This is a genomic window from Methylobacterium sp. Leaf361 (assembly GCF_001424445.1).
In the GTDB taxonomy this organism is placed as follows: domain Bacteria; phylum Pseudomonadota; class Alphaproteobacteria; order Rhizobiales; family Beijerinckiaceae; genus Methylobacterium.
Window position 1 is genome coordinate 102,572 of record NZ_LMPY01000089.1, and the last position, 21,467, is coordinate 124,038.

Below are 21,467 nucleotides of genomic sequence, written 5' to 3' on the forward strand. Positions count from 1 at the left end.
TGAAAGTGCCGCCTCAGTCCTGGGCGGCACGCGCGCGATTACTATGAAAGAGCCGGCGCCTGTCAACGTTTCAGTGCCCGGCAGGCCCGACGGGCAGCCCTGCGCGCGGCACCGATAGAGCCGATCCTGACGGCGAATCTGCGGCGGTCCCGTCCCGGATCACCGGAGAATCGCGGGGCCGCGATCCCGGCCTTCGCGGCGGCGGCCCTTGCGCCGCGGGGGGCGGCCGTGCTCCTGCTCCCGCGGATTCGCAGGAACCTGGGAGAACCCGATGAGCTCGATCAAGGAACGCCTGGCGGCGCTGGGCCTGACGCTGCCGAAGGCGGCGGCGCCGGTCGCCAACTACGTGCCGTTCGTGCGCGCCGGCAACCTCGTGGTGATCTCCGGCCAGGTCTGCTTCGGCGCGGACGGCGCCATCGCGGCCGAGCACAAGGGCAAGGTCGGCGGCAACGTCTCGGCCGAGGCCGGCAAGGCGGCCGCGCGCCTCTGCGCCCTCAACGTGCTCGCCCAGCTCGAGGCCGCGGTGGGCGACCTCGACCGCGCGGTGGTCCAGTGCGTGCGGCTCGGCGGCTTCATCAACGCGGCGCCGGGCTTCTCGGCCGTGGCCGGGGTGATGAACGGCGCCTCCGACCTGATGGTCGAGCTCCTCGCCGACCGCGGGCGCCACGCGCGCTCCACCGTCGGCGTGGCCGAGCTGCCCCTCGACGCCGCCGTCGAGGTCGAGGCGATGTTCGAGGTCCGCTGACGGTGGCCGCCCCCGACTGGCTCACCGCGCGGCCGATCGCCCATCGCGGCCTGCACGACCGCGCGGCGGGCCGGCCGGAGAACACGCTGGCGGCGGCCCGGGCGGCCGTCGCGGGCGGCTTCGCCATCGAGTGCGACGTCCAGCTCAGCGCCGACGGCGAGGCGATGGTCTTCCACGACGCCGCGCTCGGGCGCCTGACCGGGGCGAGCGCGGCTCTGGCCGACCGGTCGGCCGCCGAACTCGGGACGCTCGCCGTCGCCGGGTCCGCGGAGACGATCCCGACGCTGCCGGCCTTCCTGGCGGCGGTGGCCGGGGCGGTGCCGGTGGTGATCGAGGTGAAGTCCCGCTACGACGGCGACCTGCGGCTCGCGACCCGCACCGCCGAAGTGGCCGCCGCCTATGACGGGCCTGTGGCGCTGAAATCCTTCGACCCGCAGGTGGTCGCGGCTCTGCGCGACCTCTGCCCCGCCGCGATCCCGCGGGGCATCGTGGCGGAGACGACGCAGGACGACCCGGTCTACGCGGCCCTGACCCCCTCGCTCCGCCGGTCCCTCTCCGACCTGCTGCACCTCGCCGAGACGCGGCCCGACTTCCTGTCCTGGCGGGTGGACGACCTCCCCTGCGCGCCGACCTACCTCTGCCGGCTGCTCGGTCAGATCCCCGTCATGACCTGGACGGTCCGGAATGCGGAGCAGCGCGCCCGCGCGGCCGCGCACGCGGACCAGATGGTGTTCGAGGGCTTCGTCCCGTAAATTTTCCTACGCCCTGTCCGATTCTGTCCGACCAAGAGCGCCATGACCGCTTCGAGTGACGCCCGCGCCCGCTTCGCGCGGCTCTGCGGGGGCCTCGCCCTCGCCGCGACGCTGCTCTCCCCGGCGCCCGCTCCGGCGGCCGACCCGTGCGCGGGCACGACCCAGGCGGATCTCAACGCCTGCGCGGCTGCCGATTACCGGGCCGCCGACACGGCGCTGAACGCCGTCTACGGGCAGCTGATGAAGACGATCGGCCCGAAGACGAAGGACGCCCTGCGGGGCGCCCAGAAGGCCTGGCTGTCGTACCGGGACGCGACCTGCTTCCTCGAGACCATGGGTCTCGACGGGGGCTCGGCCTACGCGATGGAATACAACGGCTGCCTGAAGGGGCTGACCGACGCGCGGATCAAGGTCCTGAAGGGATACCTCGACTGCAAGGCGGACGACGTGTCGTGCGTCGGCCGCCTCGGCGAGTGAGCGCGGGCCGCGACGGCGCCGTCCGGTTCGGAGCGCGCGCGCGTCGCCGCGCGCCGTCCTGGAGGCCGCGCGAAAGCGCGGGGCGGGTGACGTCGGCGGCCGTCTGACAACGCTGCCATGGTCGCCGCGCGCATCCGCCCGCTTGCCCCCGGCCGGTCAGGGGCTAGAGTCCGGCCCATGAAGCAAGCACCCGGGCCGACGCCGGAGACCGCCGCACTGACCGTGCGGGCGCTTCCCGGATTGAAGGAGATCGGCGCGGCGGAATGGGATGCCTGCGCCTTCTCGCCCGAGACCCTGGCGGCGGGCGACGAGACCCACAACCCCTTCCTGTCGCACGCTTTCCTGTCGGCGCTGGAGGATTCGGGCTGCGTCTCGCGCAGGACCGGCTGGCTGCCGCTCCACGTCTCGGTCGAGCGCGACGGCGTCCGCCTCGGCGTCGCGCCCTGCTACCTGAAATCGCACAGCCAGGGCGAGTACGTCTTCGACCACGGCTGGGCCGACGCCTACGAGCGGGCCGGCGGCGCCTATTACCCCAAGCTCCAGGTCAGCGTGCCGTTCACGCCGGTGACCGGGCCGCGCTTCCTGATCGCCCCGGGGGCCGATCCCGACGAGGCCACGGCCGGCCTCGTCGCGGGCCTGCGGGCGCTGCGGGGCGAGACCAAGGCCTCCTCGATCCACGTCACCTTCATGCGCGAGGCGGAGTGGGAGCGGGCCGGCGCGGCCGGCTTCCTGCAGCGCACCGACCAGCAGTTCCACTGGCAGAACGACGGCTACGCGACCTTCGACGACTTCCTGTCCGCCCTCGCCTCGCGCAAGCGCAAGACCATCCGCAAGGAGCGCCGCGACGCCCTGGCGCCCGGCATCACCGTGGAGCACCTGACCGGCGCGGACATCACCGAGGCCCACTGGGACGCGTTCTACGCCTTCTACATGGACACGGGCTCCCGGAAGTGGGGGCGGCCCTACCTCAATCGCCGGTTCTTCTCGCTCCTGTCCGAGCGCATGGCCGACCGGGTGCTCCTCGTGATGGCGAAGCGCGGGGACGCCTACATCGCGGGGGCGATCAACCTCATCGGCGATACCGCGCTCTACGGGCGCAACTGGGGCTGCATCGAGGACCACCCCTTCCTGCATTTCGAGATCTGCTACTATCAGGCGATCGACTTCGCGATCGCCCGGGGCCTGAAGCGGGTCGAGGCGGGCGCCCAGGGCGAGCACAAGCTCGCCCGCGGCTACCGGCCGGTCCTGATGCACTCGGCCCACGACATCGCCGACCCGGCGCTGCGCCGCGCGGTGGCCGATTACTTGCAGCGGGAGCGCGCCCACGTCGCCGAGGCGGTCGACGTCCTCGACACGCTGACGCCGTTCCGGCGCGCGGACGCGGGCGACGCCTGCGCGACGCCCCCCGACGCCTCGTCCCCCAACACCTCCCCCCCCGAGAGTTCCGAGTCATGAGCCCGATCGACCGCATCAAGACCTACGCCGACGAGCTGACGGCCCTGCGCCGCGACCTGCACGCCCATCCGGAGCTCGGCTTCGAGGAGGTCCGGACGGCCGGCATCGTGGCCGACCTCCTCGAGACGTTCGGCTGCGAGGTGCATCGCGGCGTCGGCGGCACCGGGGTGGTGGGCCTGCTCAAGGGCCGCACCGACAACGGCAAGCGCATCGGCCTGCGCGCCGACATGGACGCCCTGCCCATCGAGGAGGAGACCAACCTCCCCTATCGCTCGACCTACGCGGGCAAGATGCACGCCTGCGGCCATGACGGGCACACGACCATGCTGGTCGGCGCGGCGCGCTACCTCGCCGAGACCCGCGATTTCGACGGCACCGCGGTGTTCGTGTTCCAGCCGGCCGAGGAGGGCCGCGGCGGCGCCCGGGCCATGCTGAAGGACGGCCTGTTCGAGCGCTTCCCCTGCGACGAGATCTACGGCCTGCACAACCAGCCCGGCGGCGGACACGGCATGATCAAGCTGCGGCCGGGGCCGATCATGGCGGCGGCGGACTTCTTCGACATCCACATCCGCGGCAAGGGCATCCACGCCGCCCAGCCGCACCGGGGCGTCGACCCGATCATCATCGCCACCGGCCTCGCCCAGGCGCTCCAGTCGATCGTGTCGCGCAACGCCGACCCGCTGAAGTCCATCGTCCTGTCGATCACCCGGATCGAGGCGGGCTCCGCCTACAACGTGATCCCCGAGACGGCCCATCTCGCCGGCACGATCCGCACCTTCGACAAGGAGATCCGGGCGCTCGCCGGAACCCGCATGCGCGAGCTGGCGGCCGGCTTCGGCGCCGCCTACGGCGCCGAGGTCACGGTCGACCTGCAGGACGTGTTCTCCGTCCTGGAGAACGCCCCCGCGCAGGCGGCCGCCGCCACGGAGGTCGCCACCGAGCTCCTGGGCGCCGACAAGGTCGAGTCGAACGTCGTGCCCAAGATGGGCAGCGAGGACTTCGCCGACATGACCATGGCGGTCCCCGGCGCCTATGTCTGGCTCGGCGCCAATCCGGGGCCCGGCCTGCACAATGCCGGCTACAACTTCGACGACTCGATCATCCCGATCGGCAGCGCCTTCCTGGCGCGGATGGTCGAGCGCCGCACCGCGGCCTGACGCCGGGCGCCGTCACCGCCCTCCGGGACTTTCCGGATGGCGGGCGATGTCGCCGCGCGAGCCCGTCCGGCCGTCGACAGCGCAGCCGGCCGGTGCGAATCCTGACGGAACTCGCCCGCGAGCCAACGCGGGCCGCGAAGGGAGGGCGCCATGTCACCGGAGATGCCGGAATCGCGCGCGGCGCTCATCCTGCTCGCCGCCTCGGTGGGGGCGGTCCTGATTTTCGGCGCCTTCACGCTGCTCACGCAGCTCGGCTGAGGCGCGACCGCGATTGCAACCTGAGCGGGTCGATCCCGGCCCCGATCGGCGCGGCCCGGCGGCCCGACGATCGGGATTCCGCCGTCCGCGCAGGGGAATGCCGTTGATGCTTCACGGGCTATCGAGTTGAGTTAACTGCTCATTAATTCCATCAGCGGTTGTATGTCTCCGACGAAGGCGGGCACGGTGCGCGCTGGAACCGGAGTTCGCCCATGATGGCCGACGCAATCCAGGGTCCCCGCCCTCGGCCGGTCGACCTCTCGGCCGCCCTCGACGCCTCCGGGATCATCGGCGCGTGGTCGTGGTCGCCGCGCGCCGAGCGGTGCGTCCTCGATGCCGGCGCCGCCGAGGTGCTGGCCGGGGATGCCGGGCTCGCCGGGCGCTCCCTCCCGCTCTCGGTCGCCAAGGCCTGCGTCCATCCCGAGGATCGGCCGGCCGTGGTGCGGCAGTTCAAGGCTCTGCGCGAGCGCGGCGGCCTGTTCGTGGCCGAGTACCGGACGCTGTCGCCCTCGGGGCAGGTCCACCGGATCCTCGATCGCGGCCGGATCCCGCCGGGCGCGTCGAGCCGGCGCCTCGGGCACGGTGTCATCATCGACGTGACCGACGAGCCGCCGGCGACGCGCGCGATGGCCGAGCCCGCGGACGCGCTCACCCAGGCGGTCGACCGCGCGCTCGAATGCCGCGACGCCCTGGAGGGGGTGGCGGATTCCGAGCTTCAACTCCTGATCGACATGCTGCTGCTGAACCTCGGACGGCGCATCGCCAAGGCCACCACGACCGGCGCGCACCGCGGCGGCCACTGAGCGGGGCTGCCGCGTCCTGTCGGGGCTCTGCCGGGCCGTCCGGCCCGACTCACTGCACCAACACGGCCTGGTTGCAGAGGGTGCCGTCGACCTCGAGGTCGGCGTAGCCCAGACGCAGGCCGAGGCTGCGCAGGACGGTGTCGAGCACGAGGTCGACACCCGGCGTCACGGTGCCCAGGGCGGTCGTCAGGGTGGACTGGATCAGCGGCGGCACGCCGGCGTCGCCGACGCTCAGCACGAGATTGCGCAGCAGGCTGCCGGTGAGCGACTGGGTCAGGTTGCCCGAGGCGACCGTGCGCACCGTGTGGTTGGCGATGTCCGCGTCCGAGAACACGAGGGTCTGCGACCCGGTGCCGAGCGTCGTCAGGGCGCGCCCGGAGACGGTGATCCCGAGCACCGTGACCAGGGGCGCGGGCTGCGACAGGTCGGGGCTCGCGCTGCCCCCGTTGATCGCGGTGCGCGGCACCTGCGCGATCGCCAGCGTCGCCAGTCCCGTCTGCGCGTCGAGGGTGACCTTGCGTCCGCCGGACCCGGCGCAGCTGAGCGACCGCAGGGTCGCCTGCGCCGGTGCCACCTCCGCGTAGACCGGCAGGGTGATGGTTCCGAGCCCGAGCGCCGTGACGGTGGTCTCGATCAGCAGCCGGGTCTGCGCCGTCTGCACGGTGGCGTTCCGGCTGCCGGGCCGGACCCAGCCCGAGCTGCGCTTGCGCTCTCCGATCGCCAGGGTCAGGCGGGTCGAGAGCAGGCCGGGCACCGTGGCTCCGAGATCGATCGCCACCTGATTCTGGCCGTTCGCCAGAGAGGCGGCCGCGCCCAGCAGGTTCAGCACGTTGAGCGAGGGGCCGGCGAAGCCCCGCGGCGGCGCCAGCGCGGCGGCGTCGCCGAGCCCGTCCACCTGGCCGATCGCGACGAGGTTTCCGGCATTCGGCAGGGCGTTGAGGATCCCCGACAGGGCCGCCACCGCGCTGCCGTTGTCCGCCGCGGCGACCCGGAGCGCCATCAGCATCTGACCGACGCTGGCATTCGCCTGAACGATGTCGGTGTAGTTCGCGGCCTGCATGTTGAGGCTCGCCCCGAGGGCGTCGAGGACGCGCAGCCCGTCGACGCGGGCGCTGGCCAGGGCATCGTAGTCGCTGACGCTGAGCGACAGCTTGGCGCCGAGCAGCGCGCCGAGCAGGGCGTTGGCGATGCCGCCGTCGAGCTTCAGCGTGCCGGACCCGATCGTGAAGGCGGCGAATTGCGCGCTCGCGGCGGTGCCGGTCACCCGCAGCGGCACCGCGGCGGGCAGGCCGATCGCCCGGCCGAAGGTCACCGGGACCGAGGTCGCGAGGCCGACCCGCACCGCGTTCGCCGGGCTGCCGCCGGCGCTGAACCGGCCGCCCGGGGCGACGCCCTTGGTGCTCGCGTCGTAGCTGCCGGGCGCGACCGTGGCGGTCGCCGCGCCGTAGCCGTTGTCGCCGAGGGAGCGGCGGGCGACCGTGTCGGCCTGGCTCGGATCGACGGCCGCCAGCATGGCGGCGATGTCCACCGCCCCCTGCGCCTTGCGCCGCGCCTGGAAGACCAGGCCGAGATCGATCCCGACCGCGCCCGCCCCCATCAGCATCGCGCTGCCGAGCGCCACCAGGATCGCGACGTTGCCGCCGCGCGCGGCCCCGAAGCGGCGCAGGCGCCCGCCCCGGCCGATCACAGGCCGCCCTTCCGGACGCTGACGGTGCTGCGCAGCACGGTCGGGAGCATCGGCAGCAGGCGCGCGAAGGCGTTGATGCCGAGCGTGTTGGCGTCGAGGGTGACGGTGACCGTGTACACCGTCGCGTCGCTGGGATCCGGCCCGACCTGCACGACGATGCTGCCCGGCCGGAACATCGCGCCGGCGCTCAGGCTCCGGTTCACCATGGACTGGGCGAGGTTCGCGCGCTCGGCATCCGTGACGCCGGCCACGGAGGCGCGGGCCGCCTCGGCGGCGATCTGGCGGAGGTTGTGGGCGGCGCCGAGGCAGATCCCGAACACCGCGATCCCGGCGAAGAGCAGGAACAGCACGGGTGCCACGAGGGCGAACTCCACCGCGGAACTGCCGCGCCGGCAGGTCCACCCGTTCGGCGCGCTCCGCCAGCGCAAGCGCCGCATGCCCATCGCATCGCCCTCCGCGACTCGCGCAGCACGACCACTGCACGATCCATCGTGGCGGCGATGTTCTAACTAATGGTTGTTTTAATGCTCAATTTTACAACCAAAGCGAGTGGTTCGCGTCCCGGGTGCGCCTCCCGGGCTCGACCGGCTCGTCGCGCCGAGCCGCGTCGCGGTCTCAGATCGCCAGCGGCGGCCGCAGCAGGCCGATCCCCGCCGGATCGAAGGACGCGCTCTTGACGATGGCGTGGACCTCGCGCCCCGGGGCGAGGCCGAGTTCGCGGACGGCCGCGCCGGTCACGCGCGCCACGAGACGGGCGCCGTTGCAGTCGATCTCCACCGCCGTCTCGGCGCCCGCCGCCGTCAGGCCGCAGATCCGGCCGGCCAGCACGTTGCGGGCGCTGAGGCCGCGGGGAGGCTCGGTGGCGACGAGCACGTCGCGGGCGGGGATGCGCACCCGCAGCCGCGTCCCGGCCGGGCGCGACAGGCCCGGCACCAGCAGGCTCCCGGCGGCGCCCGTCAGGCGCGTGAGCCCGGTGGCGGCGTCGAGGGCCTCGACGACCATGTCGAGGAGCGCGCCGGCCTCGGCCTCGTGGATCGGCACGAGATCGGCGCGGCGCAGGATCGTCTCCGCGGGGCCGGCGGCGGCCACCCGCCCGGCCTCCAGCACGATCACCGTGTTGGCGAGCCGGGCCACCTCGGAGACGGCGTGGCTGACGTAGAGGATCGGCACGCCGGCCTCGTCGCGCAGGCGCTCGATGTAGGGAAGGATCTCGGCCTTGCGGGCCTCGTCCAGGGCCGCCAGGGGCTCGTCCATCAGCAGGAGGCGCGGCCTCGCCAGCAGCGCTCGGCCGATCGCCACCCGCTGGCGCTCGCCGCCCGAGAGACCTGCGGGCCGCCGGTCGAGGAGATGGTCGATGCCGAGCATGTCGGTCACGGCCGCGAAGGCCGCCGGGTCGGCGCGGCGCCGCGCGAAGACCCGGCCGTAGCCGAGATTGGTCCGGACGCTGAGATGCGGGAACAGCCGCGCGTCCTGGAACACCACGCCGACCTGGCGCCGGTGCGACGGCAGCACCAGGCCGGACGCGGTGTCCACCCACGGGGTGCCGCCGACGACGATCCGGCCCCGGTCCGGCCGCGCGAGGCCGGCGATCAGGTCGATCAGCGTGGTCTTCCCCGAGCCCGAGCGCCCGAACAGGGCGGTCAGCCCCGGCCCGGCCTCGAAGGCGGCCGCGAGCGCGAAGGCGCCGCGCCGGAGCTGGACGTCGACCTGGATGCTCACGCGGACAGACTCGCGTAACAGGAGCCCCGGCGCGTCCCGGCGCCGGCCCGGACTTGCCCGCGATGATCACGGTCCACCACCTCGAGAACAGCCGCTCGCAGCGCGTGCTCTGGCTGCTGGAGGAACTGGAGCTGCCCTACCGCGTGATCCGCCACGCCCGCGATCCGCGGACCCTGCGCGCGCCCGCCGAACTCCTGGCCGTCCACCCGCTGGGCAAGGCGCCGGTGATCACCGACGGCGGGACGGTGGTCGCCGAGACCGGCGCGATCGTCGCCTACCTGACGGATCTGGCCGGCGCGCGGCTGGTGCCCGGGCCCGGGACGGAGGAGCGGCGGCGCTACGTCTACTGGTCGCACTACGCCGAGGGCTCGGCGATGCCGCCGCTGCTGCTGAAGCTGGTCTTCGTGCGGCTGGCGCCGGGCAGTCCCTGGCCGCTGCGGCCCCTCGTCCGGCGGATCGCCGACACGGTGCTGCGGGGCTTCGTCGATCCGGACCTGCGCCGGCACGCGGCCTTCTGGGAGACGGAACTCGCCGGCCGCCCGTATTTCTGCGGCGCCGATTTCACCGCGGCCGACATCCTGATGAGCTTCCCGCTGGAGGCCTTCGCGGCGCGCGGCACGGGCGCGGGCCCGCGCGTCGCGGACTGGCTCGCGCGCATCCACGCCCGTCCGGCCTACCAGAGGGCCCTGCAGCAGGGCGGGCCCTACGCGTATGCCTGAGCGGGCGTCCCGCCCCGGATCGGTCGCCATTCAGCCCGCCCCCAGGCGCCGACCGGCCCGCCGCGCCAGGAATTCCGACACCAGCAGGGCCGCGACCGACAGCGCGATCGAGATCAGGGTGAGGCGCAGGGCCGGCCCCTCCCCGCCCGGAACCTGCGTCAGCGTGTAGATCGCCGACGGCAGGGTCTGGGTCTCGCCCGGGATGTTCGAGACGAACGTGATGGTCGCGCCGAACTCCCCCATCGCCTTGGCGAAGGCCAGCACGGCGCCCGCGAGGCACCCGGGCAGGCTGAGGGGCAGCGTGATCGTCAGGAACACCGCGAAGGGGTTCGCGCCCAGCGTCCCGGCCGCCTGCTCCAGGCGCCGGTCCACGGCCTCGATCGACAGCCGCATCGCCCGCACCATGAGCGGGAAGCCCATCACCGCGCAGGCCAGCGCTGCCCCGGTCCAGCGGAAGGAGAAGACCACGCCGATCTCGGCGAGGGGCGCGCCGAGCGGGCCGCGCCGGCCGAAGGCCAGCAGCAGCAGGTAGCCGGTCACGACCGGGGGCAGGATCAGCGGCAGGTGGACCAGCCCGTCCAGCAGGGCGCGGCCGGGAAACCGGCGCCGCGCCAGCAGCCACGCCACGGCGAGTCCGGGCACGAGGCTCGCGAGCGTCGCCACCGTCGCCACCCGCAGGCTCAGGCCGACGGCGGTCCACTCGTCCGGCGTGAGCCCGAGCAAGGGGGCGGCGCGCCGCTACTGGCTGGCGCCGGGCTGCGCGGCCACCGTGAAGCCCTGGCGCTCGAAGGAGCCCCGGGCCTCCGGGCCGCGCAGGTAGCCGAGCAGCGTCCCGGCATCCGGGTTGCGCGACTCCCGGGTCACCGCCGCCGGATAGACGATCGGCGGGTGGCTGTCGGCCGGGAAGGTCGCCACAACGTGGACGCTCGGGTCCGCGGCCGCGTCGGTGGCGTAGACGATGCCGAGCGGCGCCTCGCCCCGGGCGACCAGCAGGAGGGCGGCGCGCACGTTCTCGGCCTGGGCCACCTGCCCCTTCACGGCGTCCCAGGCGCCGAGCTTCTCCAGGGCGGCCTTGCCGTACTTGCCGGCGGGAACGGCGTCGATCGTCGCCATCGCCAGCCGCCCGCCGCCGAGGATCCGCGTCAGCGTGGTGCCGAGGTTCGGCGCCAGGGCCACCTGCGGATCCGCCGCGCTGTCCTTCGGCCCCGGGGCGATCAGCACCAGGGCGTTGCGCAGGAGGTCGATCCGCGAGCCGGCCTTCAGCAGCCCGGCCCGGTCGACGTAATCCATCCACGCGAGGTCGGCCGAGATGAACAGGTCCGCCGGCGCCCCCGCCTCGATCTGCTTCGCGAGGGCGTTCGAGCCGGCGTAGGAGATCCGCGCGGTCTTGCCGGTCGCCTTCGTCCAGGCTGCCGCGGCGTCGTCGAGGGCGTTCTTGAGGCTCGCGGCCGCGAACACGACGACCGGCTCGTCCGCCCGCGCGGCCCTGTCGGTCGGCGCGAGGACCAGCGCCGCGAGCGCGCAGGCGACCAGGATCCGTCGAGTCAGGGGCATCACGCAGATCTCTCCGGTCGCGACCCGCTATATACGGCGGGGAACGACGGGGATCATAGGCGCGCGCGGGCGGTCGGCCAAGGCCCGGCCGACCCGGGTGACCGCGCGTCAGCCGAGCTTGGCCTCCGGCCGGTCCTTGGGCTCGGCCTCGGCGCGGTGGAGGCGGCTCAGCAGGACGAGGAGATGGCCCGGGAGCGGCCCGTCCGGTGCGGGACCGCCGAAGATCCGCTCGCGTGGTCGGGCAGGCACGGCCGCGCCGTTGACGACCACGGGCCCGCGGGGGCCGGAACGCCGAGACTTGGTCACGCTGTACGCACCCTGCTCAATCGTGATTCACGTAAAAAGCCGGCAAAAACGCCGCGCAAGTCGGCCAGTTCCGCAGCTGCCGTACATCATTTGGTTAACGCGCGAACAACCTGCCTCATTCCTGGGCGCCCGCTCGCGCGAATCGGTGTCGCGCCGTCACCAGGTCCGGATGTCGTGCCGCTCGGTCGGGCGCGCCTCCGGCATGCCGTTCATGCCGTTCGCGACCAGCAAGGCCCAGAGCGTGGCGGCGCCCGCGGTCACGGCCGCGAAGGCGACGCTGATGAGGAGAGGCGCGGTCATGGCAGCACGATCGTCTGTCAAAACAGGCGCGCCGCTCCGGGAAGTGCGGCGCGCCCGAGTTGAGGGTCCGGCCTTGGGTAAGCCGAGATTGTTTAAGCACACGTGATGGCTGTGGACACTGATTTGAGTCGCGCAGAAGATAAGTATTGGCGCTTGTGACCGTCCGGCAACAACGGGCGGGGCCGCCGGTCCGCTCCGCCGCCCTGCCCCGCGGCCTCACCCTTGCCGGGCCCGGATTTTTTCGCGCCAGCCCCTGGGCTGCGGCGCGCCCCGGCGTTACAGCCGGGCACCATGCTCGAAGGCCTGCCGCCCCATCGCCCGTCCCACGTCCTGCGTCTGCTGACCGACGAACGCTCGGCCCGCACGATGACCGACCTCCTCGGCGAGATGTTCGATCCCACGGAGACCGCGGTGGCGGCCTTCGAGGACGAGGACGGGCGCACGTGGCGGCTTGAGGCCTACTTCGCGGACGCGCCCGACGAGGATTACGTCCGCGAGCTCATCCGCCCGGTCATCGGCGACGCGGCGGACGCGGCGGAGTTCCGCACGATCGACCAGCAGGACTGGGTGCGCGCGTCGCTGGAGGGCCTGAAGCCGGTCCGGGCCGGCCGGTTCCTCGTCCACGGCTCGCACGACCGCGACTCGGTCCGGGGCAACGATCTGGCCATCGAGATCGAGGCCGCCCTCGCCTTCGGGACCGGGCATCACGGGACGACGCTGGGCTGCCTCCGCGCCCTGGTCTCGGAACTCAAGCGCCGGCGCCCGGTCCACGTCCTCGATGTCGGCACGGGAACCGGGATCCTCGCCTTCGCGGCCGCCAAGGCCCTGCGGCAGCCCGTGGTGGCCGGCGACCTCGACGCGGAGGCCGTGCGCACGGCCCGCGAGAACGCCCGCGCCAACGGGCTCGGCCCCTATCTCAAGCTCTACGAGGGGCCCGGGGTCCGCCACCGCCTCGCCGACCGGCCGCGCCACTTCGATCTCGTCTTCGCCAACATCCTGGCCCGGCCACTCAGGCTCCTGGCGCCGACCCTGGCGCGGGTCGTCGCCACCGAGGGCGTGTTGGTCCTGTCCGGCCTGATCGAGCGCGATGTGCCCGGCGTGCTCTCCGCCTACCGCCTCCAGGGCTTCTCCCTCGTGCGGCGCGGCGTGATCGAGGGGTGGGTCGCTCTGGTCCTGACGCGCGGCGGTGCGGCGCAGCGTCCGCGGCGCTGACCCGCGCGGCATCGCCCCGAACTCCCCGTCCGCCGGCGTGTTGTCCGGCCATGAGCCAGACGTCGCTCCACGATCCGCCCGCTGACCCCATCGCCGAGGGCGCTCGCGCCCGGGCGCAGGGGCGGCCCAAGGATGCCTGCCCCTATCCGGCCGACTCGTCCGCGCGCCGGGCCTGGCTCGAGGGCTACGATGGGGCGCAGGCGGACCGGGCGCCGGACCTGCCGATCACGGACGGCTGATCAGCGCGCGGTGCGTAGCCGGCCCGGCCGGTCAGGCGCGCCCGCGGTCTCGGCCGGCGACCCCGGTGCGTCCGCCTGCGACACCGGCGCGCCGAGCGCCGCCATCAACGCGCGCAGGCCGTCGATCCACTCTTCGAGTTCGGCGAGCGAATCGAAGCCGTCGCGGCGGACGACCGTGTCGGGCTCGATCGTCACGACGGCGTCGAAGCGGCCGTCGGGTCTGTCGCTGATCCGGTAGTAAACGCGGCGTGGCATGTCTGAGTAATAAGCGAGAATCCGCGGCGTGATAAGATTGCTAACGATCTTTAAGCACCGCAACCGACCTCCGACCAACCTCTTTCTCATGACAACAGGGTGTTGCGACGCGGGAGCGGCGGGCGCTAGGCTCGCCGCATGACCGAGACCCGTCCGTCCCGACAGCGCCAGCGCTTCCAGAGCTTCGACGACCCGAGCCATCGGAAGGGCGCCGAGCGGATCGAGGCCCTCCGGGCGGCGCTGCGCGAGACCGGACTCGACGGCTTCGTCGTGCCGCGGGCCGACGAGCACCAGTCGGAATACGTTCCGGCCGACGCCGAGCGGCTGGCCTGGCTCACCGGCTTCACCGGCTCGGCCGGCACGGCCCTGATCTTGATGGAGTCCGCGGCGCTGGTCGTCGACGGGCGCTACACCCTGCAGGCGCCCGAGCAGGTCGATACCGGCCTCGTCACGGTGGTGCCGCTCGCCGAATCGACGCCGGAGGCCTGGGTCGGGGCCAACCTGCGGCGGGATCAGGTGCTCGGCTACGATCCCTGGCTGCACACCCCGGACGGTCTGGCGCGCCTGGAGCGGGCCGTGACCCGCGCCGGCGGGACCGTGCGGGCGGTGCCGAACCTCGTCGACGCGGTCTGGGCCGGTCGGCCGCGGCCGCCGGCCGGTCCGGTGGTGGTCCATCCCGACGCGCTGTGCGGCGAGGGGGCCGCCGACAAGCTCGCCCGGATCCGGGCGGCGCTCGCCGAGGGCGGCTGCGATGCCCTGGTGATCTCCGACCCGCACAACCTGGCCTGGGCCTTCAACCTGCGCGGGTCCGACGTCGCCCACACGCCCCTGGCGCTGGGTTACGCCATCCTGCCGCGCGAGGGACGGGCCCGGCTGTACCTCGTCTCTCCGAACATCGATCCGGCCCTGCGGGCGGAACTCGCGCCGATCGCCGAGATCCTGCCGCGGGCGGACCTGGACGACGGGCTGGCATCCCTGGCGGGCGTGCGCGTCCGCCTCGACGCCGCGACCGGCGCCGTCGCCCTGAAGGAGAAGATCGAGGCCGCCAGCGGCACGGCCGATGTCGGCAAGGACCCGATCACCGGCATGAAGGCGGTCAAGAACGCCGCCGAGATCGCGGGCGCCCGCGCGGCCCATGTCCGGGACGGGGCGAGCGTCGCGCGCTTCCTCGCCTGGCTCGACGGTGCGGCCGTGGCCGGCGGCCTCACCGAGATCGCCGCCGTCGAGGCCCTGGAGGATTTCCGGACCGCCGGCGGCGACCTGCGCGAGGTCTCGTTCCCCACGATCTCGGGTTCCGGACCGAACGGCGCGATCGTCCACTACCGGGTGAGCCGCGCCACGGACCGGGCGGTCCAGTCGGGCGAGCTGTTCCTGATCGATTCGGGAGCGCAGTACCCGGACGGCACCACCGACATCACCCGGACGGTCGCGGTCGGCGCGCCGAGCCCGGAGATGCGCGACCGGTTCACGCGGGTGCTGAAGGGGCACGTCGCCATCGCCCGGGCGGTGTTCCCGGTCGGCACGACCGGCGCCCAGATCGACGCCTTCGCGCGGGCACCGCTCTGGCAGGCGGGCCTCGACTTCGACCACGGCACCGGTCACGGCGTCGGCGCCTTCCTGTCGGTGCACGAGGGGCCGCAGCGGATCGCCAAGACCGGCACGGTGGCGCTCGAGCCCGGCATGATCCTGTCGAACGAGCCGGGCTATTACGCCCGCGGCGCCTACGGCATCCGGATCGAGAACCTCGTCCTGGTCGAGGCCCGCGCGATCGCGGGGGGGGAGCGCCCGATGCTCGGCTTCGAGACGCTGACGCTCGCTCCCTACGACCGCCGGCTGATCCGGCCGGACCTGCTCGAACCCGGGGAGCGGGCCTGGATCGACGCCTATCATGCGAGGGTCCGCGAGACCCTGGCGCCCGGGCTCGACACCGCGACGTGCGACTGGCTCGAGCGGGCGACGGCGCCGCTCGAGGGGTGAGCCGGCCGCAGGGGATCCCGAACGCGGTCCATGGTAAGACCCGACGCCATGGTAAGACCGGACGCCATGGAAACGCCCGCGCCGAGCCCGACACGCCGCGCGTGAAACCGCGACCGCCCCGCGCGCGAAGGGACAGCATGATCCGCCGCCTCGCCCTCCTGATCCTGGCCCTCGCCGCGAGCCTCTCGGCCGCCGCGGCACAGGGGTTCCGCACGCCCGCGGACCTCGTGCGCGCGAGCCTCGTGGCCGAGTCCGCCGCGGTCGCCGGCGCGCAGCCCTTCACGCTGGTGGTGCGGATGCAGGTCAAGCCCGGCTGGCACGTCTACTGGCGCAACCCGGGCGATTCCGGCCTGCCCCCGGAGGTGACCTGGACCTTGCCGGCCGGCTTCAGCGCCGGCGCGATCCGGTGGCCGGCGCCGGAGCGCATCCCGATCGCGACTCTCATGAACTACGGCTACGAGGGTGAGGTCACGCTCCTCGTCCCGGTGACGCCGCCGCCGAGCCTCGACCCGGCCGACCCGGTGCGGATCCAGGCCAAGCTGACTTACCTCGTCTGCGAGACCGAGTGCGTGCCCGGCTCGGCCGATCTCGCCCTGACCCTGCCGGTCGGCAAGGCCGAGCCGGACCCGGCCAACGCCGCGCTGTTCGCGCGCGCCCGCGCCGCGCTCCCCGTGCCGGCGCTCTGGCCCCTGAGCCTGTCGAGCCAGGGCGACACCCTGCGCCTCGATTTCGCCGCGGCCGGCCTCAAGCCCGAGGCGGTCCGGAACGCCGCGTACTTCCCCTACGCCGAGACGGCGATCGACAACGCCGCCGCGCAGGTGATGAGCGTCGACGGGACCGGCCTGCACCTGACCCTCGCCCGGAGCAGCCCGACCGACCCGGTGCCCGCCGCGCTGCCCGGCGTCCTGACGGTCGAGGAGGTCGACGCCGCCGGGACCCGCCGGCTCGCCTTCGCGTACGGCGACGAGCCGGTGCTCCCGGCCGCCGCGGCGCCGGCCCCGACCGCGCCGCCCGCGACCGCGCCGGCCGCCGCCGACTTCGACGCGCTGACGCTGGCGACCGCCGCGGCCTTCGCCTTCCTCGGCGGCCTGATCCTCAACCTGATGCCCTGCGTCTTCCCGGTCCTGTCGATCAAGGTGCTCGGCCTCGTGCGGCACGCGGGCGAGGGGCCGGCCCGGCTGCGGCTCCACGGCCTCGCCTACACGGCCGGCGTCCTGGCGAGCTTCCTGGCGCTCGCCGCCGCGCTGATCGGCCTGAAGAGCGGCGGGGCCGCGATCGGCTGGGGGTTCCAGCTCCAGTCGCCCGCCATCGTGGCGGGGCTCGCCTACCTGCTGTTCGCGATGGGCCTGAGCCTCTCGGGCGCGGTCCATGTCGGCGGCCGGCTCGCCGGCCTCGGCGACGGCCTCACCCGGCGCGGCGGCCTGAGCGGCTCGTTCTTCACCGGCGTGCTCGCGACCCTGGTGGCGACGCCCTGCACGGCGCCGTTCATGGGCTCGGCGGTGGGCTTCGCGCTGACCCAGAGCGCCGGCGTGGCGCTCGCCGTCTTCGCGAGCCTCGGCCTCGGCCTCGCCCTGCCCTTCCTGCTCCTGACCCTCTGGCCGCCGGCCCTGCGGGCGCTGCCGCGGCCGGGCGCCTGGATGGAGACCCTCAAGCAGGTGCTGGCCTTCCCGGTCTACGCCACCGTCGCGTGGCTGATCTGGGTGCTGGCGCAGCAGGTCGACCCGCGCGGGCTGCTGGCGGCGCTGATCGGCCTCGTCCTCGTCGGCTTCGCCGCCTGGGCCTGGGAGCACGGCCGCGCCGCCCCGCCGCGGGCCGGCCGGGTCGCGCAGGCCGCCGCCGCGCTGGCGCTGATCGCCGTCGGGGCCCTCGCCGTCACCCTGCCCCGGGACCGCGCCGCGCCGGCCGCGCAGGCCGCCGCCGACGGGATCGAGCCGTTCACGCAGGCGCGCCTCGACGCCCTGCTCGACGCGCACCGCCCCGTCTTCGTGGACATGACCGCCGCGTGGTGCATCACCTGCGCGGTCAACGAGGCGACCTCGCTCAACACCAAGGCCGTGCGGGCCGCGATGGCCGAGCGCGGCGTGACCTACATGAAGGGCGACTGGACCAACCAGAACCCCGAGATCACCCGCCTCCTGGAGAAGCACGGGCGCAGCGGCGTCCCGCTCTACCTGCTCTATACCGCGACGGGAGAGCCCCAGGTGCTGCCGCAGATCCTCACCGAGGGGACGGTCCTGGCGGCGCTGGAGGCGGTGCCGGCCGCCTCGGGCCGGAGCGCGGCGCTGGCGCGCTGAGTCCCTGGAGGCCGGGACGCGCGAATCTTCGCGGGCCCGTCCCACCGTCTTTGCGAGCGGAGCGAAGCGACCCAGCAGCGCCGCGCGCACCGGCGTCCCGCCGCCCTGGGTCGCTTCGCTCCGCTCGCGATGACGGTGCGCCGGAGCGGTGAGGCGCTCCGACAGCCCTTCGAGCCGCCTCAGGCCTCCAGCGAGAAGGTCTCGTCGAAGGCGTAGCCCGAGCCCCGGACCGTGCGGATCGGGTCGGTCTGGCGCGGGCCGTTCAGCGCCTTGCGCAGCCGCCCGACATGGACGTCGACGGTGCGCTCGTCGATGTAGACGTCGTGGCCCCACACCCCGTCGAGGAGCTGCTCGCGGGAGAAGACCCGGCCCGGCGCCAGCATCAGGAATTCCAGGAGCCGGAACTCCGTCGGACCCAGATGCAGCTCCTCGCCGCCGCGGCGGACGCGGTGGCCGGTGCGGTCGAGTTCCAGGTCGCCGGCCGCCAGCCGGTCCGAGACGTGGGCGGGCTTGGCCCGGCGCAGGAGCGCGCGGATCCGGGCCAGCAGCTCCGGGACCGAGAACGGCTTGACGATGTAGTCGTCGGCGCCCGTGCCGAGCCCGCGGACGCGGTCGCCCTCCTCGCCCCGGGCGGTGAGCATGATCACCGGCAGGCGCTCGGTCTCCCGGCGCGCCCGGATCCGGCGGCACAGCTCGATCCCCGAGAGGCCGGGCAGCATCCAGTCGAGCAGGACGAGGTCCGGGATCCGCTCCGCCAGGAGCAGCTCGGCGTCGTCGCCGCGCGCCGCCGAATCCACCAGGAAGCCCTCGGCCTCCAGGTTGTAGCGGAGCAGCGTGCTCAGGGCCTCCTCGTCCTCGACGATCAGGACTTGCATGCTCACGTTCGAAGACTCGTTCTGCGGGCGGTCCCCGGATGGTGCAGGAGGCGCCGCCCCGCCTCAACCCGCACGGAGAGTGACCCCGGCCGCGCCCACAGGAAGGCGGCGGGGTCGGCGCCTCACGGCGCCTGCACGCCGTCCACGGTCGCGTAGTTCGACGCGTCGTTCTTCGGCCGGTCACCCGCCAGCGTCTCGCCCGTGGCGAGGTAGTGGATCGTCTCGGCGATGTTGGTGGTGTGGTCGCCGATGCGCTCGACGTTCTTCGCGCAGAACAGGAGGTGCGTGCAGAACGAGATGTTGCGCGGATCCTCCATCATGTAGGTCAGGAGCTCGCGGAACAGGGAATTGTACAGGGCGTCGATCTCACCGTCGCGCTCCCAGACGTCGTGGGCCGCCTGGACGTCGCGGCTCCCGTAGGCGTCGAGCACGTCCTTCAGCTGACCCTCGGCGAGGTCGCTCATGTGGCGCACGCCGAGCACGATCTTCTGGGCCGGCGCCTGGTCGGAGATCGCCACCACGCGCTTGGCGACGTTCTTGGCGAGGTCGCCGATCCGCTCCAGATCGCCGGAGACGCGGATCGCCGAGATGGTCTCGCGCAGGTCGATCGCCAGGGGCTGGCGCCGGGCGATCAGCAGCACGGCGCGCTCCTCGATGTCCCGCTGCAGCGCGTCGAGGCGCTTGTCGGCGAGGATCACCGCCTGGGCGAGCGTGTCGTCCCGGCGCACGAGGGCGTCGGTCGCCTCCGCGGTCATCTTCTCGGCGACGCCGCCCATCTCCGAGATCGAGCGACGCAGGTTCTCCAGGTCGGTGTCGTAGGAGGTGACGATATGGCCGGGCATGGCGGATCCTTCGATGGGGTCCCGGGGACGGCCCTCCGGGAGGCTTGCGGGACCCGCCGGCGCGCCGGAGACGCGAGCGGCGGTCCCGGGACCGGAGCGGCCCGGCAGACTAGCCGAAGCGGCCGGTGATGTAGTCCTGCGTGCGGCGTTCCGTCGGGTTCATGAACATCCGGTTGGTCGGACCGAACTCGACGAGCTGCCCCAGATACATGAAGGCGGTGAACTGCGAGATGCGCGCCGCCTGCTGCATGTTGTGGGTGACGATCACGATGGTGAACTCGTCGCGCAGCTGCTCGATCAGCTCCTCGATGCGGCCGGTCGAGATCGGGTCGAGGGCCGAGGTCGGCTCGTCGAACAGGATCACCTCCGGCTTCTGCGCCACCGTCCGGGCGATGCACAGGCGCTGCTGCTGGCCGCCCGACAGGCCGGTCCCGGGCTGCCGGAGCTTGTCCTTCACCTCGTCCCAGAGGGCGGCCTTGCGCAGCGATTCTTCGATCCGGCCGTCGAGCTCGGATTTCGGCAGCTTCTCGTAGAGGCGCAGGCCGAAGGCCACGTTGTCGTAGATCGACATCGGGAACGGCGTCGGCTTCTGGAACACCATGCCGATGCGCGAGCGCAGCTCGTTCAGGTCGACGGAGGGGCTGAGGATGTTCTCGCCGTCGAGCAGGATCTCGCCCTCCGCGCGCTGCTCCGGGTAGAGGCTGTAGATCCGGTTGAAGCAGCGCAGCAGGGTGGACTTGCCGCAGCCGGAGGGGCCGATCAGCGCCGTCACCTGTCGGTCGTGGAAGTTGAGGTTGACGTCCTTCAGCCCGTGGAAGCTGCCGTAGTAGAAGTTCAGGTCCTTGACGGCGATCCGCACGGGGCCGCCCTCTTCGGCGCGGTTGCGGTTCAACTCGACCGTGGGGATCGCGGAGGCGGCGTTCATCGTCGTGTCCTCGAAAGGGGGCTCAGCGCGAGGCCTGCGGCTTGATCACGAGGCGCGCGATGATCGACAGCGCCAGGATGGTGGTGGTGATCAGGAGCGCGCCCGCCCAGGCCAGGCCCTGCCAGTTCGGGTAGGGCGAGAGGGCGAACTGGTAGATCATCACCGGCAGGTTCGCGACGCCGCCCATCAGGTTGGCCGAGAACCAGGAATTGTTGTTGAGCGCGGTGAACAGCAGCGGCGCGGTCTCGCCGGCGATGCGGGCGAGGGCCAGGATGATGCCGGTGACGATGCCGGCCGAGGCCGCCCGCCAGGTCACGCTCATGATCACCGTCGAGGGCGGCGCGCCGAGCGCCGCGCCGGCCTCCCGCAGGGTGCCGGGCACGAGGCGCAGCATGTCCTCGGTGGTGCGCACGATCACCGGCACGGCGATGATCGCCAGCGCCACGCCGCCGGCCCAGCCCGAGTAGGTGCCCATCGGCCGCACCATCAGCGTGTAGACGAACAGGCCGATCAGGATCGACGGCGCCGAGAGCAGGACGTCGTTGAGGAAGCGGATCAGGGCGGCCAGCTTCGAGCCGCGCCCGTACTCGGCCAGGAAGGTCCCGGCCATGACGCCGACCGGCGTCGCGATCAGGATGCCGATCCCGGTCAGAACGAGGCTGCCCAGGATGGCGTTGGCGATGCCGCCGCCCTCCGAGCCCGGGCCCGGGGTCGGGTTGGTGAACAGGGTCGGCGTGAAGCCGCGCACGCCCTGGACGATCAGCATCACCAGGATCGAGCCGAGGACCAGGGCACCCACCACGGTGGCGCCGGTGCAGGCGATGCGCAGTGTCCGGTCGGCGACGCGGCGCCCCTGGCGGACCCGGCCGGGGCGGCGCTGGGCGGTGGCGGCGATCGTGCTGGAGGAAACCATCGC

23 protein-coding genes are annotated in these 21,467 nt (G+C 73.2%); 11 read left to right on the plus strand and 12 right to left on the minus strand.

Annotation, left to right across the window (positions count from 1 at the left end; genetic code table 11):
- The first annotated feature begins 271 nt into the window (after window positions 1-271).
- From ASG32_RS31575 to ASG32_RS31600, 6 genes are all read left to right on the plus strand, one after another.
- A complete protein-coding gene (locus ASG32_RS31575) occupies window positions 272-745 on the plus strand; it encodes a RidA family protein (protein WP_020094162.1) in 474 nt (157 codons plus the stop codon).
- Window positions 746-747: 2 nt separating this feature from the next.
- The gene (locus tag ASG32_RS31580) at window positions 748-1,497 is read left to right on the plus strand and encodes a glycerophosphodiester phosphodiesterase family protein (RefSeq protein WP_020094161.1); all 750 of its coding nucleotides are present in this window, start codon (window positions 748-750) and stop codon (window positions 1,495-1,497) included.
- 42 nt (window positions 1,498-1,539) lie between these two features.
- The gene (locus ASG32_RS31585) at window positions 1,540-1,974 is read left to right on the plus strand and encodes a lysozyme inhibitor LprI family protein (RefSeq protein ID WP_056533998.1); all 435 of its coding nucleotides are present in this window, start codon (window positions 1,540-1,542) and stop codon (window positions 1,972-1,974) included.
- Window positions 1,975-2,151: 177 nt separating this feature from the next.
- Window positions 2,152-3,429, plus strand: coding sequence for a GNAT family N-acetyltransferase (locus tag ASG32_RS31590; protein WP_056534000.1), 1,278 nt, complete (start codon window positions 2,152-2,154; stop codon window positions 3,427-3,429).
- A complete protein-coding gene (locus ASG32_RS31595; protein ID WP_056534002.1) occupies window positions 3,426-4,586 on the plus strand; it encodes a M20 aminoacylase family protein in 1,161 nt (386 codons plus the stop codon). The genes ASG32_RS31590 and ASG32_RS31595 overlap by 4 nt, the downstream gene beginning before the upstream one ends.
- Before the next feature lie 470 nt (window positions 4,587-5,056).
- Window positions 5,057-5,647: a PAS domain-containing protein gene (locus ASG32_RS31600; protein ID WP_056534005.1), complete on the plus strand. Its 591-nt coding sequence runs from the start codon at window positions 5,057-5,059 to the stop codon at window positions 5,645-5,647.
- Between the two features lie 49 nt (window positions 5,648-5,696).
- On the opposite strand, the gene ASG32_RS31605 is transcribed toward ASG32_RS31600, so the two are convergent.
- The 3 genes from ASG32_RS31605 to modC form a co-directional block, all read right to left on the minus strand.
- Complete coding sequence (locus ASG32_RS31605; protein ID WP_056534008.1) at window positions 5,697-7,334, minus strand: TadG family pilus assembly protein; 1,638 nt, start codon at window positions 7,332-7,334, stop codon at window positions 5,697-5,699.
- Complete coding sequence (locus tag ASG32_RS31610) at window positions 7,331-7,777, minus strand: TadE/TadG family type IV pilus assembly protein (protein ID WP_056534011.1); 447 nt, start codon at window positions 7,775-7,777, stop codon at window positions 7,331-7,333. The genes ASG32_RS31605 and ASG32_RS31610 overlap by 4 nt, the downstream gene beginning before the upstream one ends.
- 172 nt (window positions 7,778-7,949) lie before the next feature.
- Window positions 7,950-9,053, minus strand: a complete 1,104-nt coding sequence (gene modC / locus ASG32_RS31615) for a molybdenum ABC transporter ATP-binding protein (RefSeq protein WP_056534013.1) — start codon at window positions 9,051-9,053, stop codon at window positions 7,950-7,952.
- Between the two features lie 62 nt (window positions 9,054-9,115).
- Here modC and ASG32_RS31620 point away from each other — a divergent pair, with 62 nt between their 5' ends.
- Window positions 9,116-9,772, plus strand: coding sequence for a glutathione S-transferase (locus tag ASG32_RS31620; protein ID WP_056534145.1), 657 nt, complete (start codon window positions 9,116-9,118; stop codon window positions 9,770-9,772).
- 30 nt (window positions 9,773-9,802) lie between these two features.
- Here the strand turns inward: ASG32_RS31620 and modB are convergent, their stop codons facing one another.
- The 4 genes from modB to ASG32_RS34675 form a co-directional block, all read right to left on the minus strand.
- Window positions 9,803-10,495, minus strand: coding sequence for a molybdate ABC transporter permease subunit (gene modB / locus ASG32_RS31625; RefSeq protein WP_020094152.1), 693 nt, complete (start codon window positions 10,493-10,495; stop codon window positions 9,803-9,805).
- 15 nt (window positions 10,496-10,510) lie between these two features.
- A complete protein-coding gene (gene modA / locus ASG32_RS31630; RefSeq protein WP_056534018.1) occupies window positions 10,511-11,326 on the minus strand; it encodes a molybdate ABC transporter substrate-binding protein in 816 nt (271 codons plus the stop codon).
- Window positions 11,327-11,434: 108 nt separating this feature from the next.
- On the minus strand, window positions 11,435-11,632 hold the full coding sequence (locus ASG32_RS31635) for a hypothetical protein (protein WP_026605083.1): 198 nt from the start codon (window positions 11,630-11,632) through the stop codon (window positions 11,435-11,437).
- Between the two features lie 156 nt (window positions 11,633-11,788).
- On the minus strand, window positions 11,789-11,932 hold the full coding sequence (locus ASG32_RS34675; RefSeq protein WP_020094149.1) for a hypothetical protein: 144 nt from the start codon (window positions 11,930-11,932) through the stop codon (window positions 11,789-11,791).
- A 291-nt stretch (window positions 11,933-12,223) separates the two neighbouring features.
- On the opposite strand from ASG32_RS34675, the gene ASG32_RS31640 reads away from it, so the two are divergent.
- Both ASG32_RS31640 and ASG32_RS31645 read left to right on the plus strand, forming a co-directional pair.
- Entirely contained in the window at window positions 12,224-13,144 is a 921-nt protein-coding gene (locus ASG32_RS31640) for a 50S ribosomal protein L11 methyltransferase (RefSeq protein WP_056534021.1), read from the plus strand.
- 50 nt (window positions 13,145-13,194) lie between these two features.
- Window positions 13,195-13,383 (plus strand): Rmf/CrpP family protein, encoded by a 189-nt coding sequence (locus ASG32_RS31645; protein ID WP_056534024.1) that lies wholly within the window; start codon window positions 13,195-13,197, stop codon window positions 13,381-13,383.
- On the opposite strand, the gene ASG32_RS31650 is transcribed toward ASG32_RS31645, so the two are convergent.
- Entirely contained in the window at window positions 13,384-13,578 is a 195-nt protein-coding gene (locus ASG32_RS31650; RefSeq protein ID WP_244492334.1) for a hypothetical protein, read from the minus strand.
- A gap of 198 nt (window positions 13,579-13,776) precedes the next feature.
- On the opposite strand from ASG32_RS31650, the gene ASG32_RS31655 reads away from it, so the two are divergent.
- Window positions 13,777-15,615, plus strand: coding sequence for an aminopeptidase P family protein (locus ASG32_RS31655; protein ID WP_056534029.1), 1,839 nt, complete (start codon window positions 13,777-13,779; stop codon window positions 15,613-15,615).
- Between the two features lie 137 nt (window positions 15,616-15,752).
- A complete protein-coding gene (locus tag ASG32_RS31660; RefSeq protein ID WP_199866187.1) occupies window positions 15,753-17,909 on the plus strand; it encodes a protein-disulfide reductase DsbD domain-containing protein in 2,157 nt (718 codons plus the stop codon).
- A 179-nt stretch (window positions 17,910-18,088) separates the two neighbouring features.
- Here ASG32_RS31660 and phoB read toward each other — a convergent pair whose 3' ends face one another.
- From phoB to pstA, 4 genes are all read right to left on the minus strand, one after another.
- On the minus strand, window positions 18,089-18,784 hold the full coding sequence (gene phoB, locus ASG32_RS31665) for a phosphate regulon transcriptional regulator PhoB (RefSeq protein ID WP_042671704.1): 696 nt from the start codon (window positions 18,782-18,784) through the stop codon (window positions 18,089-18,091).
- A gap of 122 nt (window positions 18,785-18,906) precedes the next feature.
- Window positions 18,907-19,626, minus strand: coding sequence for a phosphate signaling complex protein PhoU (gene phoU / locus ASG32_RS31670; protein WP_020094142.1), 720 nt, complete (start codon window positions 19,624-19,626; stop codon window positions 18,907-18,909).
- A 109-nt stretch (window positions 19,627-19,735) separates the two neighbouring features.
- A complete protein-coding gene (gene pstB / locus ASG32_RS31675; RefSeq protein ID WP_020094141.1) occupies window positions 19,736-20,551 on the minus strand; it encodes a phosphate ABC transporter ATP-binding protein PstB in 816 nt (271 codons plus the stop codon).
- A gap of 22 nt (window positions 20,552-20,573) precedes the next feature.
- Complete coding sequence (pstA, locus tag ASG32_RS31680; protein WP_056534031.1) at window positions 20,574-21,464, minus strand: phosphate ABC transporter permease PstA; 891 nt, start codon at window positions 21,462-21,464, stop codon at window positions 20,574-20,576.
- Window positions 21,465-21,467: the final 3 nt, after the last annotated feature.

What these genes read in the sequence shown, in the direction of transcription:
- ASG32_RS31620 (WP_056534145.1), top strand. Translation starts at nt 9,116, where the DNA reads ATGATCACGGTCCACCACCTCGAGAACAGCCGCTCGCAGCGCGTGCTC.
- ASG32_RS34675 (WP_020094149.1), bottom strand. Translation starts at nt 11,932, where the DNA reads ATGACCGCGCCTCTCCTCATCAGCGTCGCCTTCGCGGCCGTGACCGCG.
- ASG32_RS31595 (WP_056534002.1), top strand. Translation starts at nt 3,426, where the DNA reads ATGAGCCCGATCGACCGCATCAAGACCTACGCCGACGAGCTGACGGCC.
- ASG32_RS31655 (WP_056534029.1), top strand. Translation starts at nt 13,777, where the DNA reads ATGACCGAGACCCGTCCGTCCCGACAGCGCCAGCGCTTCCAGAGCTTC.
- ASG32_RS31640 (WP_056534021.1), top strand. Translation starts at nt 12,224, where the DNA reads ATGCTCGAAGGCCTGCCGCCCCATCGCCCGTCCCACGTCCTGCGTCTG.
- ASG32_RS31660 (WP_199866187.1), top strand. Translation starts at nt 15,753, where the DNA reads ATGATCCGCCGCCTCGCCCTCCTGATCCTGGCCCTCGCCGCGAGCCTC.
- ASG32_RS31600 (WP_056534005.1), top strand. Translation starts at nt 5,057, where the DNA reads ATGATGGCCGACGCAATCCAGGGTCCCCGCCCTCGGCCGGTCGACCTC.
- ASG32_RS31575 (WP_020094162.1), top strand. Translation starts at nt 272, where the DNA reads ATGAGCTCGATCAAGGAACGCCTGGCGGCGCTGGGCCTGACGCTGCCG.
- ASG32_RS31645 (WP_056534024.1), top strand. Translation starts at nt 13,195, where the DNA reads ATGAGCCAGACGTCGCTCCACGATCCGCCCGCTGACCCCATCGCCGAG.
- pstB (WP_020094141.1), bottom strand. Translation starts at nt 20,551, where the DNA reads ATGAACGCCGCCTCCGCGATCCCCACGGTCGAGTTGAACCGCAACCGC.
- ASG32_RS31585 (WP_056533998.1), top strand. Translation starts at nt 1,540, where the DNA reads ATGACCGCTTCGAGTGACGCCCGCGCCCGCTTCGCGCGGCTCTGCGGG.
- phoB (WP_042671704.1), bottom strand. Translation starts at nt 18,784, where the DNA reads ATGCAAGTCCTGATCGTCGAGGACGAGGAGGCCCTGAGCACGCTGCTC.
- ASG32_RS31610 (WP_056534011.1), bottom strand. Translation starts at nt 7,777, where the DNA reads ATGGGCATGCGGCGCTTGCGCTGGCGGAGCGCGCCGAACGGGTGGACC.
- ASG32_RS31590 (WP_056534000.1), top strand. Translation starts at nt 2,152, where the DNA reads ATGAAGCAAGCACCCGGGCCGACGCCGGAGACCGCCGCACTGACCGTG.
- phoU (WP_020094142.1), bottom strand. Translation starts at nt 19,626, where the DNA reads ATGCCCGGCCATATCGTCACCTCCTACGACACCGACCTGGAGAACCTG.
- pstA (WP_056534031.1), bottom strand. Translation starts at nt 21,464, where the DNA reads ATGGTTTCCTCCAGCACGATCGCCGCCACCGCCCAGCGCCGCCCCGGC.
- modA (WP_056534018.1), bottom strand. Translation starts at nt 11,326, where the DNA reads ATGCCCCTGACTCGACGGATCCTGGTCGCCTGCGCGCTCGCGGCGCTG.